Genomic DNA, 17,370 nt, shown 5'->3' on the forward strand with positions numbered 1-17,370 from the left:
CGCCCACATGGCAAATCAGTGTGTCATCGGCGTGCCTTGCGAGGCCGGGCATAATGAACGTCCCGTTACACTTTGTGAGATCCCAGCGTCCATGCGTCGTTCCGTCTCCCTGTTGGCCGCCTGCGCCACGACCCTGCTGCTGGGCGCCTGCGCCAGCACCGCCCCTGCGTCCGCCCCGGCCGGCCTGAAGGTCAGCGTCGCCCCCGTCGCCCACCCTGCCGGTGAAACCCCGCAGTGGTGGTACCGCAGCGGTGCCGCCCAGGCGGCCGCCAATGGCGCGATGGCCGGCAAGGCCAAAAACGTCATCCTGTTCCTGGGTGATGGCATGAGCCTGACAACCGTGGCTGCCTCGCGTATCTACGAAGGCCAGCAGAAGGGCGGCTCGGGCGAAGAGAACCTGTTGTCGTGGGAGCGCTTCCCGGCCACCGCGTTCAGCAAGACCTACAACACCGATTCGCAGACGCCGGATTCGGCCGGCACCATGACCGCCATCACCACCGGCGTGAAGACCCACATGGGTGCGATCGGTGTCAGTGCCGGCAGCCGCACCGACTGCGCCGACAGCCTGTCCAAGGGCCTGCTGACCTGGCTGCAGCTGGCCGACAGCGCCGGCCTGGCCACCGGCGTGGTCTCCACCGCACGCCTGACCCATGCCACGCCGGCCGCGACCTACGCGCATTCGCCCGAGCGCAACTGGGAAAACGACACCGACCTGACCGAAGCGGCCAAGGCCGCCGGCTGCAAGGACATCGCCCAGCAGCTGCTGTCGACCTCGCGCTACGGCCGTGGCCCGCTGGTCGCCCTGGGCGGCGGTCGTGGTGAATTCACCACCGTGGAAGAGCGCGACCCCGAGTACGACGACAAGGTCGGCCAGCGCCTGGACGGCCGCAGCCTGGTGCAGGAATGGCAGCAGGCGCACCCGCAGGGCGCCTATGTGTGGAACAGCAAGCAGCTGCAGGCCGCCGCCAACGCTCCGGCGATTCTTGGCCTGTTCGAGCCGGACCACATGCGCTACGAGTACGAACGCCCGCAGGACCCGGCCGGTGAGCCGAGCCTGGCCGAGCTGACCGCTGCAGCGATCAAGAACCTGTCGCGCCATCAGGAAGGCTACGTGCTGATGATCGAAGGCGCGCGCATCGACCACGCCAACCACAGCGGCAACGCCTACCGTGCGCTGACCGAGACCGTGGCCCTGTCCGATGCCGTGCGCGTGGCCAACGAGCTGACCTCGGCCGACGACACGCTGATCATCGTCACCGCCGACCATTCGCACACCCTGAACTTCGTCGGCTACCCGGCCCGTGGCAACCCGATCCTGGGCAAGGTGAAGGACAAGGGCGGCGAAGACGGCGCGGGCAAGCTCGACCTGGCACTGGATGGCAACGGCCAGCCCTACACCACCCTGAGCTATGCCAACGGCCCCGGCCACACCGGCACCAGCAACCAGCAGCCGGCAGGCCCGAAGCGCTACCCGCACAACCCCAGCAGCTTCGAGCCGGCCAACGGCCGCCCGAACCTGCACGATGTCGATACCGAGCATCCGGACTACATGCAGGAAGCGTTGGTCCCGATGAAGTCCGAATCGCATGGTGGCGAGGACGTCGGCATCTGGGCACGCGGCCCGGGCAGCAAGGCGATCCGCGGCACCTTGGAACAGAACGCGATCTACCACATGATCGTGCAGGCCACCCCGGCCCTGCGCGACCGCCTGTGCAAGGCCGGCACCTGCGACGACAAGGGCGTACCGGTGGAACTGCCGGCACCGGTCACCTTCGAACGCAAGGCTGACAGCAAGTGATGGCCCGGCCGGCACGCCCTGCCCTGGCCAGCCTGCGCCATGCGCGCTGGCTGGCCCTGCTGGGCGTGCTGGCCAGTACCTGCGCGTCAGCGCAGGGGCCGGCCTGCAAGGTCATGACCGAAGAACACGGGTTGTGGATGCTGCCCGGCTGCAAGCTCGTCGATCACAAGCCGCAGATCAGCGCGGACACCCTGCAGGATCTTCCCTACGACGCCGATGGCCTGGCGCTGGTACAGACTGCCGACGGTTTCCACTACGTCGACCGTCGCGGCCGCAGCCAGGCGGTGATCACCTGGGACAACGGCGCAGATCCGCTGCAGGAAGGCCTGTTCCGCGGCCGCGTCGGCGACCGTGTGGGCTACTTCAACGCCGCCTTCGAGCAGGTGATTGCGGCCACGTTCGATTTTGCCTGGCCATTCCAGGACGGCGTGGCCGAGGTCTGCAACGGCTGCCGCCGAGGCACGCCCGATGGCGACGGGCATACGCCGATGGAAGGCGGCGAGTGGTTCCGCATCGATCGTTCCGGTCGCCGGCTGAAGTAAGGGGTTTATCGGCAGGGCTGCGCCCTGCACCTGCCGAAACAACGGCAACAGCCGAGCAACAGCGACAGCAACAGCGGCATTCCGTGGGATGGCGGGGCGGTGTCGGATTGCGGGGACGCCGTGAACCCATCCATGGGGGCTTGGCAGCCGCATCCATGCGGCTGACACCCCGCAATCCGACACCGCCCCGCCTTCGACGGTTGGCCGGTGGCCAGTAGATCCACGCCATGCGTGGATGCTCTTCGATCAACTGTCGAAATATTCAATTTCGATTGAAATTCATCCACGCATGGCGTGGATCTACGTGTCGACCAAGGTCGACACCCACCAAGGGCAGGCCATCCAAGGGCAGGCCATGCCGTTCCAACAGATCGCGGAGATCTGTCGAAGGCGGGGTGGGTCCGGTTGCGGGGGCGTAAGCGCCATGGATGGCGCGACCGAGCTTACATGGACGTACTTGCAGCGTCCCCCGCAACCGGACCCACCCCGCCATCCCACGGAATGCTCGCTGTTGCTGTTGCTTCGGCTGTTGCTTCGGCTGTTGCTCCAGCCTCTGCGGGTGCAGGGCGCAGCCCTGCCGACCCACCCTATACTTGCCGCCGTGACCGCCTTCCCCGCCCTCGTTCCGCTGGATGTACCGCTGCTGGTCGGGTACAGCGGCGGCCTGGATTCGACCGTGCTGCTGCACTGGCTGTGGCAATCGGCGCAGGCCGCCGGCACGCCGCTGCGTGCCATCCATGTCCACCACGGCCTGCAACCGGCTGCCGATGATTGGGTGCGCCACTGCCAGCAGCAATGTGCTGCGCTGGGCATCGAACTGGCCGTGCACCACGTGCAGGTCACGCGTGAGGGCGGCCATGGCCTCGAAGGTGCTGCCCGGCTGGCACGCCGCGCGGCATTCACCGCCGAATTGCAGGCTGGAGAAACCCTGGCGCTGGCCCAGCACCAGGACGACCAGGCCGAGACCTTCCTGCTGCGCGCGTTGCGCGGCTCGGGCATTGATGGGCTGGCGGCGATGACCGCTGACAGCCAACTCGACGGCCATCGGCTGTGGCGGCCATTGCTCGATGTGCCTCGCAGCAGCCTGCAGACCTACGCCACGACTCACGGCCTGCAGTGGATCGAAGACCCCAGCAACAGCGAAGACCACGCCGACCGCAATTTCCTGCGCCTGCGGGTACTGCCACTGCTGCGCCAGCGCTGGCCACACGCCACGGCCGCATTGGCCGGCAGCGCCGCGCTTTGCGCGCAGACCCGTGCATTGCTGGATGAAGAAGACGCCGAGCTGCTCGCTCACCTGGAAGTAGCACCACGGGTGCTGTCGCTGGAGCTGCTGCGCCAGGTTGCACCGGAGCGTGCTGCGCGCGTGCTGCGTGCGTGGGTACGCCGCCATGACGCAGCACCGCTGCCGGCGCACGTACTGCGGCAGGCACAGAACGAATTGATGATCGCCGGCGCCGATCGGCAATCGCAGGTGCGTTGGCAACAGCACGCCATCCGCCAGTGGCGCCAGCACGCCTACCTGCTGCCGGCAGAACTGCCGGCTCTGCCGAAGGACTGGCAGGCGGCGTGGGACGGCCGCGCGCCGTTGCAGCTGCCCGACGGCGGCCAGCTGCGCCTGCTTGGCACGGACGGCTTCGAACACCCGCTGCAACTGCGCGCCCGTCAGGGCGGCGAACGCATCGTACTGCCCGGCCGTACGCATTCATCCGCGCTGAAGGACTGCCTGCAGCGCGAGCATTTGGCGCCCTGGCGACGCGCGCAGCTGCCCCTGCTGTTCGACCGAGAGCAGCTGCTGGCGGCCGCCGACGTGGTTGTTTCCGCACCGCTGCAGGCCTGGCTGCAGGCACACAATGCACAGTTGCAGTGGCATCCGGGCGGCTGGTGAATTGACCCTCGCGCGCGCGCCGTCCACACTTGTCGCATGGCCAAGAAGTCCCCCGAAAACGCCTCCCCGGTCGCCCAGTTCGAGCAGTCGCTCGAATCGCTGGAACAACTGGTGGAGCAGATGGAAACCGGCGAGCTGAGCCTGGAAGCCTCGCTCAGTGCTTACGAACGTGGCGTCGGTCTGTACCGCCAGTGCCAGCAGGCGCTGGAGCAGGCCGAACTGCGCGTGCGTTTGCTCAGCGATCCGGCCCAGCCCGAAACCGCCGAACCCTTCGATCCGCCCAGCCATGACGGCTGAGGCGTTGTTCGCGCGCTGGCGCGACCGTATCGAAAGCCAGCTCGACGCCGCCCTGCCCTCACCGGCCGAAGCCCCGCAACGCCTGCACCAGGCAATGCGCTATTCCGTGCTCGGTGGCGGCAAGCGCATGCGCCCCTTGCTGGTCTATGCCGCCGGCCAGGTGTTCGGTGCCCCGCTGGACAGGCTCGATTCCGCAGCGATGGCGGTGGAGCTGATCCACGCCTATTCGCTGGTGCACGACGACCTGCCGGCCATGGACGACGACGCCCTGCGCCGTGGCAAGCCCACCACCCACATCGCCTTCGACGAAGCCACCGCGATCCTCGCCGGTGACGCACTGCAGACCCGTGCGTTCGGCCTGCTGGCCGATGCGCCCCTGCCGGCGGCATTGCGTGTGGCATGCCTGCAGACCCTGGCCCATGCCTCCGGCGCGGCCGGCATGTGCGGCGGCCAGGCGCTGGATATTGATGCCACCGGCCAGCAGCAGTCGCTGGCAGCGCTCACCCGCATGCATGCGCTGAAGACCGGTGCGCTGATCCGCGCTGCCGTGCGCATGGGCGCGCTGTGCGGTGAAGCGCCCGAACCCGTGCTGGCCCAGCTCGACGGTTTCGCCGATGCGCTCGGCCTGGCCTTCCAGGTCCGCGACGACATCCTCGATGTCGAAGCCAGTTCCGAGCAGCTGGGCAAGACCGCCGGCAAGGACCAGGCCCAGGACAAGAGCACCTTCCCCGCCCTGCTCGGCATGGATGGTGCCAAGGCGCAGCTGCGCGAACTGTCCGCTCGCATGCAGCAGGCGCTGGCGGGCTATCACGAAGAAGCCGATGCGCTGCGCGCGCTGGCCACGCTGGCGGTGGAACGCGACCACTGAGGCAGCGTGCCGCCACCAACAAAAAACGCCCGGCAGTGCCGGGCGTTTTCGTATCCGCGTACAGCCTGTCTTACTTGATCAGGCGCAGTGCGAACGGGTAACGGTAAGCTTCGCCGTTGTTGGCCTTGACCGCAGCGATGATGCTGAAGACCAGGCTGATCAGGCCGACGATCGGCATCAGGATCGCGCCGATGACCACGATGGTCAGGATGATGCACACCACCATTGCGATGGCCACGGTGATCTGGAAGTTCAGCGCTTCCTTCGACTGGTCGGTGACGAAGGCCTTGCTGGCGTCATCCTTGTTGATCAGCCAGATGATCAGCGCGCCGATGAAACCGGTGAAGATGCCCAGCAGGTGCGCTGCCAGGGCCATGGTGCGCTGGTCGGCAGGCACGCTGCTCGCCGCCGGGACGTTCTCGAATTCGCTCACGACAAAACTCCTTTTTATTGGGTGGTCTTGACCGACCGGCGGCAAGCCGGTCGCGTCAGGCGGGCCTAGCTTACGCCATCAATGGCATCAATCATTGCCGGCGATCGTCATCCGCCCCACCAGGATCGAGCCGGTGCGGATATGCGAGCGCGGATCGACGTCGCTGCCAACCGCCTCGATGGCCATGAACATGTCGCGCAGGTTGCCGGCGATGGTGATGCCGTCCACCGGATACTGGATCTGGCCGTCCTCCACGCGGAAGCCGCCGGCGCCGCGCGAGTAGTCGCCGGTCACCCCGTTCACCCCCTGCCCCATCAGCTCGGTCACCAGCAGGCCGTTGCCCATCTGCGCGGCGATCTCCTGCAGCGAACCGGCATTGGCCGCCAGCTGCAGGTTGTGCACGCCGCCGGCATTGGCGGTGGTCTGCAGGCCCAGTTTGCGTGCCGAATAGCTGCCCAGCACGTAGCGCTGCAGCACGCCGTCGCGAACCAGGGCCGACGCACGCGTGGCCACGCCGTCGCCATCGAAGGCGGCCGAGCGCAGGCCGCGGCGCAGGTGCGGCAGCTCCTCGATCTGCATCCAGTCGGGGAACAGCTGCTGGTCGACGCTGTCCAGAAGGAAGCTGGCCTGGCGGTACAGTGCGCCGCCGGACACCGCCGACAGCAGATGGCCCACCAGGCTGCGCGCCACTTCCGGCGCGTACAGCACCGGCATGCTGCCGGTCGGCAGCGAACGCGGCTGCAGGCGGGCGATCGTGCGCTCGGCGGCGCGGCGACCGACGCTGGCCGGATCTTCCAGGTCCTCGCGGGCCAGTGCGCCGGTGTACCAGCCGTCGCGCTGCATGCCATCGCCGGTGCCGGCGATCAGCGCACAGCCGATCGAATGGTGGGTACCGCGCTCGCGGCCGATGAAGCCGTGCGAATTGGCATAGACCGACACGCTCTGCATGCTCGACACCGAGGCGCCATCGGAATTGCGGATCTGCGCATCGGCCTCGCGGCCCGCGGCCTCGCAGGCCAGTGCCAGGTCCACCGCCTCGTCGGCCTGCAGCTCCCAGGGATGCCAACCGTCCAGTTCGGGGAAGTCGCGGGCCATCAACCCGGCGTCGGCCAGGCCGGCGGCCGGGTCGTCCTCGGTATGACGGGCGATCGCGCAGGCCTGCTCGACGGTGGCCAGCAGGCTGGCCTCATGCAGGTCGGCGGTGCTGGCACTGCCCTTGCGCTGGCCGAAGTAGACGGTCACGGCAATGCCGCGGTCACGGGTGGACTGCACGGTCTCGACCTCGCCGAGACGCACATTGACCTCCAGTCCGCGGTCCTCGCTGCAGCTGACCTCGGCCTGGCTGGCGCCCAGCGCGCGGGCACGCAGCAGCAGCTGCTGGGAGATGTCGGCCAGCCGTTCCAGCCTGGCCGGGCTGTCGTCGCCGACGGCAACTTCAGGGGCGATCACGTTCAATGCTTTATCCTGTGCGGGTTGGGCCCGGCATCACGCCGGGCGACTTTTTTTGAAATCAGGTATGGACGATGCGCGGACGCGACGAAGAAACCGGTGAATTCCACGACAAGAGCCGCAGCCAGAACCGGCGCGATGCGCTCGACGTCCTGGCCCTGGGCGAGAAGCTGGTGTCGCTGACCCCGGCCCAGCTGGCGCGCCTGCCGATCCCGGAGGACCTGCTGCCGCACATCGCCGAGTGCAAGCGGATCACCGCCCATATCGCGCACAAGCGGCAACTTGCGTTCTTGGCCAAGCACATGCGCCGCGAGGACGATGCCGCGCTGGACGCGATCCGCGATGCGCTGGACGCCAACAGCGACACCGGCCGCCGCGAAGTGGCGATGATGCACCGTGCCGAAGACTGGCGCGAACGCCTGATGAACGAGGGCGACACCGCGCTGGCCGCACTGCTCAACGATTACCCGCAGGCCGACCGCCAGCAGCTGCGCACGCTGGTGCGCAACGCCCAGGCCGAAAAGGCCAAGAACAAGCCGCCGCGTGCCTACCGCGAAATCTTCCAGGTGCTGCGCGCGCTGATGCTGCCGGCCGCGCTGGGCCTGAAGGCATCCGGTGAGGATGTCGAGGCGGACGCGCCGGTCGACGACACCGACGAGGACTGAGTCCCCGTCGGGCATGGCGGTGGCGGTGGCCATCGCCGTGCTCAGGCCTGGGTACCGCCGACGGTGATGCCCTCGATCAGCAGCGAAGGCTGGCCGACACCGACCGGCACACTCTGCCCGTCCTTGCCGCAGATACCCACGCCCTCGTCCAGGGCCAGGTCGTTGCCGACCATGCGCACCTTCTGCATGGTTTCCGGGCCGTTGCCGATCAGGGTCGCGCCCTTCACCGGCGCGGTGATCCGGCCATCCTCGATCAGATAGGCCTCGGTGGCCGAGAACACGTACTTGCCGCTGGTGATGTCGACCTGGCCGCCGCCGAAATTGACTGCGTACAGGCCCTTCTTCACCGAACGGATCATTTCCTGCGGATCGTGCTGGCCGGCGCGCATGTAGGTGTTGGTCATGCGCGGCATGGTCATGTGCGCGAACGATTCACGACGGCCGTTGCCGGTCGGCGCCACGCCCATCAGCCGCGCGTTGAGGCTGTCCTGCATGTAGCCGACCAGGATGCCGTCCTCGATCAGCGTGGTGCACTGGGTGGGATGGCCTTCGTCATCGATGTTGAGTGAACCACGGCGCCCATCCAGGGTGCCGTCGTCGACGATGGTCACGCCCGGGGCGGCCACGCGCTCGCCGATCCTGCCGGCGTAGACGCTGGTGCCCTTGCGGTTGAAGTCACCTTCCAGGCCATGGCCGACCGCCTCGTGCAGCAGCACGCCCGGCCAGCCCGGCCCCAGCACCACCGGCATCACCCCGGCCGGCGCCGGCACTGCCTCCAGGTTCACCAACGCCTGTCGCAGCGCCTCGCGGGCGAAGGCTTCCGGGCGGCCATCGGCAAACAGGGTTTCATAGCCGTAGCGACCACCGCCGCCGGCATAACCCGACTCGCGGCGGCCGTTCTGTTCAACGATCACCTGCACGTTCAAGCGCACCAGCGGGCGCACATCGGCGCCCAGCACACCATCGGTGCGGGCAACCAGCACGGTATCGACGCCACCGGACAGGCTGACCATCACCTGCTTCACGCGCGGGTCGGCCGCGCGCAGGTAACCGTCCAGGCGCTTGAGCACCTCGACCTTGGCTTCGTTGCCGATGCCGTCGATCGGGTCCAGTGCCGGATACAGCACGCGCGCATCGCCGCGCAGCAGCGAGCGTCCGGTCTGTGCGCCACCTTCGCGCGAGATCGCACGTGCCGACTGCGCCGCAGTCAGCAACGCACCGGCGTGGATGTCGTCGGAATAGGCAAAGCCGGTCTTCTCGCCGGCAATCGCGCGCACGCCCACGCCCTGCTCGATGGAATGGGCGCCGTCCTTGACGATGCCGTCTTCCACGCTCCAGCTTTCGCGCCGGGCGTGCTGGAAGTACAGGTCGCCGAAGTCCACACCGGGGCCGAGCAGTTGGCCGAAGGTGCGCTCCAGGCCGGCGGTATCCAGGCCACCGGGGCGCAACAGGCGGTCTTGGGCAAGCGTCAGGGCGTTGTCAGTCATGGTCTCGATCTGGGGGTGTGAAGGCGGCCAGGCAAGTCCGCCGGGGGAAACGGGGACGCCGGGCTCAACGCGGCGGCGGCGGTTCGGTGACGGTCGGCGGCGCGGCCGGCAATGGTTGTATGCGCGGCGGCGGTGCCGGCGCTGGCGCGCGTTCGCGGCTGCGCTCGATCACTTCCACCTTGGGCTCCTTCCACGGGCCGGTCACCTTGTAGGTGCGGGCGCCGATCTCGCCCAGTGGCTTGGACAATACCGCATTGGTGGCGGCACCCAGCGCCGCGCCGACCGGGCCGCCGGCCACCGCACCGACCACGGTCAGCAGGTTGCCCGCGCGCGGGTTGACGTCGATGGTCTGGTCGAACTGCTGCTTGCGCAGGTCGGCTTCGCCACGGATGGTGATGTTCGCTGCCGGCCCTTCGATCAGCACCTTGTCGGTACGGGCCATGCCCTCGCCGAACTGCACGCTGCCCTCGACCTGGTTGAACGCGAAGCCCTTGGAGAAGAAGTCGCGGAAGTCGAACATCAACCGCCGCGGCAGCTGGGCGACGCTGAGCAGGCCCAGCACGCGGCCGGCACCTGGCTCCAGCTCCAGCAGCTGGCCATTGCGGGCATTCACATCCAGCTGGCCCTGCAGGTTGCCCAGCTGGAAGTCCGAAGGACCACCGGGCCACGACGCCTGCAGCTGGGCGTGGCCGGAGCCGCCGCGCAGCTGACCGCCGTAATCGAGGTTCTGCAGCAACCCGCCCAGGTCTTCACTGCGCACCTGCGCATCGAGCGCGGTGCGCGAGCCGCCGCCCTTGCCGAGCCAACGGCCACGGATGTCGATCTCCTGGCTGGGGGCACGGAAGCGCAGTTCTTCCACGCTCAGGCCGTTGGCGATCGGCCGCGTGCGCAGCACCGCCTGGCCCAGCACCACCTTGCCGAACTTCAGGTCGGCGATGTCCAGTGCGAACGGCGGCAGTTTGGCCGGGTCCATGTCGTCGGCACCGGCCTGCACCCGTGCCGGTGCCGCAGTGGCTCCGGGAAGGGTCGGCAACGATTGCCAGTACACCCGCTCAAGCTGGCCGCTGATGGTGCCGCCCTCGGCGTTGGGTACGTTCAATTTGCCGGCCAGCGACGGGCCATCCAGGCGCACGTCCAGCGCCTGCGGGCCGGGATGCAGCTGCAGACGGGTCTGCTCGAACACGCCACCGATCAGCATCAGCTGGCCGACCTGCACGTCAACCGCGCGCAGCGGCATCGGATCGCCATCGCCACCGGCGCCACGGGCCAGGCCGATCCATTCCAGCGCATCCAGGGTCGGGCTGCGGCCATTGATGGTCAGCCCGCTGGGCGGTGGCTCGCGGTCGACACGGTCGCTGCCCAAGGTGACCTGCACACCCGTCTGGTTGTTGTGGCTGCGCGCGGCCAGCGCCAGACGCTGGCCGAATGCCACGTCGATGCGGCCAGCGCCCATCGGCAACTGCGCGGCTACGGTGGTCGGCAGCGGCTCGCTGGCGGGCTTCTGCAGCGGTGCCGGCAGGTCCAGGCGGGTGCCCACCAGGTCCGAACGCAGGCGCAGCTCACTTGGCGGCGCAGGCGCACCCGGTGCCACCTTCGGCAGGTTCACCGCGATGGTCCACGGCGAGGTGCCATTGATGTACGGCTTCAGCCACGCCATTTCCGGTGCACGGTCGATCAGCACGCCCGCGTCGAGCGTGGCGGCCAGTTCCGATTCGAAGGCCAGCTTGGGGTCACGCACGAAACCACCGGCGCGCAGGCTCAGCCGGCCGTCCTGGCCGAGGTGGCGCACCGCCAGTTCCTCGGCGGCAAAGCCGGCGTTGCTGTAGCGGGCCTGCCCGCGCATGTTGTCGAATTCCAGCTGGAAGCGCTTGTCGACCAGCTTCAGCCCTGCCAGGTCCACGGTGCCCTGCAGGTGGCCACCACCTTCGTCATGATGCAGAGGCTGCAGCAGGTCGAAATGCACCTTGGCCGGACCGCTTGCCGCGAGGTTGTCCAGGGTGTCGCCGTACTCCTTGTGCAGCGGACTCTGCCTCAGCATTGCCAGCAGCTTGCCGGCATCGCCCTGGCTGTCGGCGCGCACGTACAGCGGTTGCTGGCCGAAGTCCTGGATGCCGGCTTCGAATTTCTGCACTGCGACACCAGCCAGATCGCCGCGGCCCTGCATGTGGAAACCGGGGCCGATGAAGGCGACATCGGCGTCCACCTGGCTCATCAACGGCCAATCGTGCTGGAAGCGGATGTCACCGTTGGTGATGTGACCGGTGGCCTCGAAGCGGCCGTCGTTGTTGTCGAACGGCCAGTCGTCCAGATCACCGCTGACCAGGCCGATGCCGTTGCGCACCTGGCCACCGGCCAAGGCCATGTCCAGCCAGTCGGTGGCGCCCTTGCTCATTTTGGAATGGATCCAGAAACGTTTGGCGGCGGTCATCGGCACGTCGTCCAGCTTGGCCACCAGCTGCATCCACGGCCGGGTGCCATCGCCCTGGAACCAGAGGCCACCGCGCACGTCGGCGGCGTAGTCGGTACCTTCCACGCGCATCGCCGGGGTGCCGATGCGCCAGCCACCGGCCTCGTCGCGCCAACCGACAATCTGTCCGGCCAAGTGCAGGTCGTGGCGCACGCCGAAACCGGTCGGCCAATCGAACTGCAGCTGGCGTTGCGGCTGCAGCTGCAGGCTGAAGCCATCGGCATCGCCCTCGAAGCGGCCGCCCAGGCCGCGCAGGCCCGGCGAGTTGCCAACGCTGGCAAAGCCCAGCGACTGCAGCTCGCCCTGTACCCACAACGGGCCATCCTGCTGACCGCGCACCTGCAGCTGCGCCACGTCCAACTGCGGCTTGGCCAGGTACAGCCAATGGCGCAGGCCCGCATCCAGCCGGTCGCCGAGTGACAGCGCGCGCAGCGCGAGACCCGCCTGCGCCGCCCCTGCCTGCACCTGCATCTGCTTGCCCATCCGCACGTGCAGGCCGTCCAGCTGCTGCTGGCTGCCCTCGGCCTGCAGGCGCAGGCGCGGCACCTGCAGCGCCCAACCGTCTGCGGTCCGCTGCCAGCGCAGGCGCGCCTGCAGCCGTTGCAGCTGCATCTGCGGAGCCGCGATGCCAGGCATCGGCGCGCCTTCGATACGCAGATCACGCAGATCCGAATCGGTGGTCAGCGCCACCGGCGCGAAATCCCGCAGGGTCAACCACAGGTTGAGCTCGCCCTTGCCCTCGCGCAGGCGCATGCCACCGGCCGCCAGCAACGGCGACCAGGCGCGGAAATCAACCGGATCGGCACCCACCCAGGCCTGGCCGTTGCCGCGCTGGCGATCCAGGTCCAGCACCGCCGTCAGCGGCAAAGCGTCGATCTCTGCCCAGGCACGCACGCCCACCCGCAGGCGGTCGCCATCCACGCGCAGGCGCAGATCGATGCGTGGCAGGCTGGCGTCGACGCCCAGCGCAGGCGCATGCACGCCCAGGCGGCCGCCAATCACCTGCAGTTCGCCCAGCCGGCGCAGCGCATCCAGTGGATCGCCGCCAGCACTGGACTGCGGCAGGCCCCGCACCGACCAGCGGCCATCGGCGGCCTGCTGCAGGTCCAGCGCCAGGCCGCGCAGGCGTAGTTCGGTCAGCGAACGGCCCGGCAACAGGCCGCTGTACATCGACACCAGTACCTCGGCTTCGCCGATGGCCAGGCCCTGGCCCGCGCCGATGCGCAGGCCCTTCAACTGCAGCAGTGGACCGCGTCGGGTCCAGGTGGTGTCCAGGCGTTCGAAGCGCACCGGTTGCCCGGCGCGCGCGCTCAGCCAGGCCGCGATCCTGTCCGGATGGCGCTCAGCCAGCGGCAGCAGCTGGCTGAGGGTGCCGACCAGCAGGGCAAGCCCGACCAGGCCGACCGCGCATGCGGCGATGAAATGACGGCGGATCCTTCGCAGTCGCAGGCGCGGCGGCGCGCTCATCGGCCACCGAAAGCAGACAGTCGGCCTGGATCAGAGCAGAACAACATCGAACTGCTCCTGCAGGTACTGCTCATCCGCCTGGAAGCGGATGCTCTTGCCGAGGAACTCCTCCAGCTCGGCCACCGCCGTGGATTCCTCATCGGTGATCCGCGCCACCACCTTGCTGGAGGCGATCACCAGCAGGCGCGCGGCATCGAACTGGCGCACCGCACGGGTGATCTCGCGGAAGATTTCATAGGTCACCGTTTCGGTGGTCTTGATGGTGCCGCGGCCACTGCACTGCGGGCAGGTCTCCGACAGCTGGCGCTCCAGGCTTTCCACCGTGCGCTTGCGGGTCATCTCCACCAGCCCCAGCGGCGAGAAGTCGTACACCGTGGTCTTGGCGTGGTCGCGGGCCAGCGCCTTTTCCAGGGTACGCAGCACCTGGCGGCAATGCTCGGCGTCATCCATGTCGATGAAGTCGATGATGATGATGCCGCCCAGGTTGCGCAGGCGCAGCTGCCTGGCCACCGCCTGCGCGGCCTCCAGGTTGGTGCGGAACACCGTCTCTTCCAGGTTGCGCTGGCCGAGGAACGAGCCGGTATTGACGTCGATCGTGGTCATCGCCTCGGTCTGGTCGATCACCAGATAGCCACCGGACTTCAGCGGTACCTGCTTGTCCAGCGCACGGCCGATCTCGTCCTCGACCCCGAACATGTCGAAGATCGGACGATCGCCGCTGTACAGCTCGATCTTCTCGGCCAGCACCGGCATGTACTTGGCCACGAAGGCCTGCAGCTGGGCGAAAGTCTCCTTCGAGTCCACCTTCACCTTGTCCACGTCCTTGCGGATCAGGTCGCGCACCGAGCGCAGCGGCAGGCTCAGGTCTTCATAGATGTTGCTGCACGACGCCGCCTCGCGGCCGCGACGCTCGACCACGTTCCACACCCGTGACAGGTAGGCGATGTCTTCGGCGATGGCCTCGGCCGGCTGGCCCTCGGCATTGGTGCGCACGATGTAGCCGTAGCCACCGTGCTGGGCCGACAGTTCGGTCACCAGCGTCTTCAGCCGTGCGCGCTCGCCTTCGTCCTCGATACGCGCCGACACGCCCACCACCTTCGATTGCGGCAGCAGCACCATGTAGCGCGAGGGAATGCTGATCTGGGTGGTCAGGCGTGCGCCCTTGGTCCCGATCGGATCCTTCACCACCTGCACCACGATGTCCTGGCCGTCGCGCAGCAGTTCCACGATCGGCACACTGGACGGCGGCGGCAGGGTCGTGTTCTCGGTATCGGCACTGGCCACCGGCGCCGGCCGCACCACGTCGTTGGCGTGCAGGAACGCGGCGCGGTCCAGCCCCACTTCGACGAAGGCCGCCTGCATGCCCGGCATGACCCGCTGCACCTTGCCCTTGTAGATGTTGCCGACCACACCCCGGCGCCAACCGCGCTCGATGTGCAGTTCCTGCAGCATGCCGTTCTCGATCACCGCGACCCGGGTTTCGCGCGGGGTCACATTGACCAGGATTTCCTCAGACATCGGCAGCCTCCCTGGCGGCATCAGCAGTTGGGGCCAGCACGCCGCAGCGGGCCAGCAGACGATCGGTATGCAGCAACGGCAGCCCCATGACGCCGGAGTAGCTGCCGGAAAGGTGTTCGATCCAGCGCTCGGCGCCGCCCTGGATGGCATAGGCGCCCGCCTTGTCCAGCGGCTCGCCGGTGGCGACGTAGGCGGCGATGTCGGCGGCACTGATCGGGGCGAAAGTGACTTCGGAAACGACCAGTTCGCTGTCCAGCCCCTGCGCGTCCACCACCACCACGGCGGTCATCACCTGATGGGTGCGCCCGGCCAGCCGCGCCAGCATCGCCCGCGCGTCGGCGGCATCGGCCGGCTTGCCGAATACGTCGCCATCGAGCACCACTTCGGTATCCGAGCCCAGCACCCGCGCCTGCGGGTCCTCGGCCAGCACCCGCGCCAGGCCGGCGCGCGCCTTGTCGGCGGCGACCCGGCACACATAGTCCTGGGCACTTTCAGAGGCCGCGCGCTGCTCGACGACCTCCAGGTCCAAGGCCTGGAAAGGGCGTCCGAGTCGGGCCAGCAGCTGGTTGCGTCGGGGGGAGCGGGAAGCAAGATAGAGCATCGACACAGCATAACCTGACGCCGGTACCTGAATCGTCGGACAATCCTTCCCCGGCGCCTGCAACCCCGAATGGACTCACAGCGCGTTCATCGCTACGACACCACCCTCACCGCCACAACAAGGAGATCCCATGCGCCGCACCGCCACCCCGCTGCTGCTTGCCCTGTCCCTCGCTCTTGGAGCTTCGATGACCGCCCATGCCGACCCGTCGTCGCCGTCGATCGCCGCCGCGGCCGAAGGCACGCTGCTGAACATCTCGGCCAACGCCGAAGCCACCCGCGTGCCGGACGTCGCCACCCTGTCGGCCGGCGTGGTCACCCAGGCCGCCGACGGCAACAGCGCGATGCGCCAGAACGCCCAGCAGATGGACAAGGTACTGGCCGCGATCAAGGCCGCCGGCATCGCCGAGCGCGACGTGCAGACCAGCGGCGTCAGCCTCAACCCGCAGTACCGTTACGCCGACAACGAAGCACCGAAGATCACCGGCTACCAGGCCAGCAACACCGTCAGCCTGAAGGTCCGCGACATCGCCAAGCTCGGCAAGGTGCTGGACGCGCTGGCCGCGCAGGGCGCCAACCAGATCAACGGCCCGCAGTTCGAGATCGACCAGCCCGAACCGGTCTATGACGAAGCCCGCCTGGCGGCACTGAAGAAGGCCCAGGCCCGCGCCCAGACCTATGCGAAGTCGCTTGGCCTGCAGGTGCGCCGTATTGTCAGCATCTCCGAGAACGCTGGTGGCGGTTTCCGCCCGCCGATGATGATGCGATCGATGGCAGCGGGCGCGGCGATGGACAAGGCCACCCCGGTCGCCCCGGGCGAATCGACCGTCTCGGTCAACCTGGACGTGGTGTTCGAACTGGGCCGCTGAAGCCCCTGCCCGCTTCCTGCAACGGCGCCCTGCGGGGCGCCGTTTTCGTTTCCGTCGCCGCCGTGCCCGCCCCGCTAGATGAAGGCCAGCTCAACGCTGCCGCCCCTGCCTCTAGGCAGTGGTGGAGGCGGCGCGCTAATGATTGACTGCCAGCCGCGTGCGGCAACCCCGATGGCGGCCCTGGTGCGTTGAGGACTTCAACACTGGCATGGAGGTGGACCATGGTTCGTACGTATCCCGTAGTACCCCTGCACTTCGATCCCGCCCGCGTTGCCGCCTGGAGTGCGGCCATCGCCCTGCATCTGCTTGCGTTCCTGATGTTGCTGATTCCGGCGACCTACCAGGCCGTCACCGCACTTCCCCGCGACCAGACCACGATCCGGTTCATTCCGAAGGAAGAACCGAAGCCGCCGGTACCGCTGCCGACCGAACCCGAAAAGGTGGAGGTGGTGCACAAGCGGCAGGCCACGCCGGTGCCCGCACCGCTGCCGACGCCTACCGCCACCGTCGAGGAGGCCCAGGGCATCATCCTGCCGGCCGCCGAGCCGACAGTGGTGCAGACGGCGCCGACGATCGCCCCGTCCACGCCGTTGGCCGGTGCCCAGCTGCAGTACCGCAGCAACCCGCCGCCCAGCTACCCGATCCAGGCGCTGCGCAACCACGAGCAGGGCACGGTGCTGCTGCGGGTGGAAGTGGACCCCAGTGGCCAGCCGGTGAATGTCAGCATCGAACGCAGCAGCGGTTCCCGCAGCCTGGACCAGGCCGCGCGCCAGCAGGTGCTGCGCCACTGGCGTTTCGTGCCGGCCGAGCGTGATGGCATGGCCGTTCCGGCGATCGGCATGGTGCCGGTGCAGTTCTCCCTGCCCGACTGAGTCAGAGGCCGGCCCGGCAGCGCGCCGGGCCGGCCACAACGGTGAATGGGCCGGAACAGGGCCAATCTGCCCGGTTATTTGAACTTCGTTGGAAAACCGTTACGAATTTAGTAAAACTTCACACCTCCGTCACCTGCCGGAAACCTAGAT

Annotated in this window: 14 protein-coding genes; 8 read left to right on the top strand and 6 right to left on the bottom strand. The window is 68.2% G+C overall.

Features of this window, described 5'->3' with window-relative positions; genetic code table 11:
- Positions 1-91: 91 nt before the first annotated feature.
- From QP457_RS15690 to QP457_RS15710, 5 genes are all read left to right on the top strand, one after another.
- Positions 92-1,798: an alkaline phosphatase gene (locus QP457_RS15690; protein WP_180166284.1), complete on the top strand. Its 1,707-nt coding sequence runs from the start codon at positions 92-94 to the stop codon at positions 1,796-1,798.
- Positions 1,795-2,340 carry a WG repeat-containing protein gene (locus QP457_RS15695; RefSeq protein ID WP_205404790.1) on the top strand — a complete coding sequence of 182 codons (546 nt, stop codon included), beginning with the start codon at positions 1,795-1,797 and terminating at the stop codon, positions 2,338-2,340. Before QP457_RS15690 ends, QP457_RS15695 begins: the two co-directional genes overlap by 4 nt.
- A 601-nt stretch (positions 2,341-2,941) precedes the next feature.
- Positions 2,942-4,228, top strand: coding sequence for a tRNA lysidine(34) synthetase TilS (gene tilS, locus QP457_RS15700; protein WP_286040708.1), 1,287 nt, complete (start codon positions 2,942-2,944; stop codon positions 4,226-4,228).
- 36 nt (positions 4,229-4,264) lie between these two features.
- Complete coding sequence (locus QP457_RS15705; protein ID WP_006381978.1) at positions 4,265-4,525, top strand: exodeoxyribonuclease VII small subunit; 261 nt, start codon at positions 4,265-4,267, stop codon at positions 4,523-4,525.
- On the top strand, positions 4,515-5,393 hold the full coding sequence (locus tag QP457_RS15710; RefSeq protein WP_205404791.1) for a farnesyl diphosphate synthase: 879 nt from the start codon (positions 4,515-4,517) through the stop codon (positions 5,391-5,393). Before QP457_RS15705 ends, QP457_RS15710 begins: the two co-directional genes overlap by 11 nt.
- A 70-nt stretch (positions 5,394-5,463) precedes the next feature.
- Here the strand turns inward: QP457_RS15710 and QP457_RS15715 are convergent, their stop codons facing one another.
- Together QP457_RS15715 and pmbA are read right to left on the bottom strand one after the other, a co-directional pair.
- On the bottom strand, positions 5,464-5,826 hold the full coding sequence (locus tag QP457_RS15715) for a DUF4870 domain-containing protein (protein ID WP_099818995.1): 363 nt from the start codon (positions 5,824-5,826) through the stop codon (positions 5,464-5,466).
- Positions 5,827-5,913: 87 nt separating this feature from the next.
- A complete protein-coding gene (gene pmbA, locus QP457_RS15720; protein WP_205404792.1) occupies positions 5,914-7,281 on the bottom strand; it encodes a metalloprotease PmbA in 1,368 nt (455 codons plus the stop codon).
- A gap of 68 nt (positions 7,282-7,349) precedes the next feature.
- On the opposite strand from pmbA, the gene yjgA reads away from it, so the two are divergent.
- On the top strand, positions 7,350-7,940 hold the full coding sequence (gene yjgA, locus QP457_RS15725) for a ribosome biogenesis factor YjgA (protein WP_100553155.1): 591 nt from the start codon (positions 7,350-7,352) through the stop codon (positions 7,938-7,940).
- Positions 7,941-7,981: 41 nt separating this feature from the next.
- On the opposite strand, the gene tldD is transcribed toward yjgA, so the two are convergent.
- The 4 genes from tldD to QP457_RS15745 form a co-directional block, all read right to left on the bottom strand.
- The gene (gene tldD, locus QP457_RS15730) at positions 7,982-9,427 is read right to left on the bottom strand and encodes a metalloprotease TldD (protein ID WP_205404793.1); all 1,446 of its coding nucleotides are present in this window, start codon (positions 9,425-9,427) and stop codon (positions 7,982-7,984) included.
- A 64-nt stretch (positions 9,428-9,491) separates the two neighbouring features.
- Positions 9,492-13,361, bottom strand: a complete 3,870-nt coding sequence (locus QP457_RS15735) for a YhdP family protein (protein WP_205404794.1) — start codon at positions 13,359-13,361, stop codon at positions 9,492-9,494.
- Positions 13,362-13,391: 30 nt separating this feature from the next.
- Positions 13,392-14,879 carry a ribonuclease G gene (gene rng / locus QP457_RS15740; RefSeq protein WP_205404795.1) on the bottom strand — a complete coding sequence of 496 codons (1,488 nt, stop codon included), beginning with the start codon at positions 14,877-14,879 and terminating at the stop codon, positions 13,392-13,394.
- On the bottom strand, positions 14,872-15,480 hold the full coding sequence (locus QP457_RS15745; RefSeq protein ID WP_100553159.1) for a Maf family nucleotide pyrophosphatase: 609 nt from the start codon (positions 15,478-15,480) through the stop codon (positions 14,872-14,874). The genes rng and QP457_RS15745 overlap by 8 nt, the downstream gene beginning before the upstream one ends.
- 130 nt (positions 15,481-15,610) lie before the next feature.
- Here QP457_RS15745 and QP457_RS15750 point away from each other — a divergent pair, with 130 nt between their 5' ends.
- Entirely contained in the window at positions 15,611-16,348 is a 738-nt protein-coding gene (locus QP457_RS15750) for an SIMPL domain-containing protein (RefSeq protein WP_100553160.1), read from the top strand.
- 221 nt (positions 16,349-16,569) lie between these two features.
- Positions 16,570-17,220, top strand: coding sequence for an energy transducer TonB (locus QP457_RS15755; RefSeq protein WP_180166277.1), 651 nt, complete (start codon positions 16,570-16,572; stop codon positions 17,218-17,220).
- The last annotated feature ends 150 nt before the right edge of the window (positions 17,221-17,370 follow it).

Source organism: Stenotrophomonas sp. As-7, from assembly GCF_030291015.1.
Lineage (GTDB): Bacteria > Pseudomonadota > Gammaproteobacteria > Xanthomonadales > Xanthomonadaceae > Stenotrophomonas > Stenotrophomonas lactitubi.

Coding starts and splice junctions, on each gene's coding strand:
- QP457_RS15690 (WP_180166284.1), top strand. CDS start 92: ATGCGTCGTTCCGTCTCCCTGTTGGCCGCCTGCGCCACGACCCTGCTG.
- QP457_RS15705 (WP_006381978.1), top strand. CDS start 4,265: ATGGCCAAGAAGTCCCCCGAAAACGCCTCCCCGGTCGCCCAGTTCGAG.
- QP457_RS15710 (WP_205404791.1), top strand. CDS start 4,515: ATGACGGCTGAGGCGTTGTTCGCGCGCTGGCGCGACCGTATCGAAAGC.
- yjgA (WP_100553155.1), top strand. CDS start 7,350: ATGCGCGGACGCGACGAAGAAACCGGTGAATTCCACGACAAGAGCCGC.
- tldD (WP_205404793.1), bottom strand. CDS start 9,427: ATGACTGACAACGCCCTGACGCTTGCCCAAGACCGCCTGTTGCGCCCC.
- QP457_RS15735 (WP_205404794.1), bottom strand. CDS start 13,361: ATGAGCGCGCCGCCGCGCCTGCGACTGCGAAGGATCCGCCGTCATTTC.
- rng (WP_205404795.1), bottom strand. CDS start 14,879: ATGTCTGAGGAAATCCTGGTCAATGTGACCCCGCGCGAAACCCGGGTC.
- QP457_RS15745 (WP_100553159.1), bottom strand. CDS start 15,480: ATGCTCTATCTTGCTTCCCGCTCCCCCCGACGCAACCAGCTGCTGGCC.
- QP457_RS15750 (WP_100553160.1), top strand. CDS start 15,611: ATGCGCCGCACCGCCACCCCGCTGCTGCTTGCCCTGTCCCTCGCTCTT.
- QP457_RS15755 (WP_180166277.1), top strand. CDS start 16,570: ATGGTTCGTACGTATCCCGTAGTACCCCTGCACTTCGATCCCGCCCGC.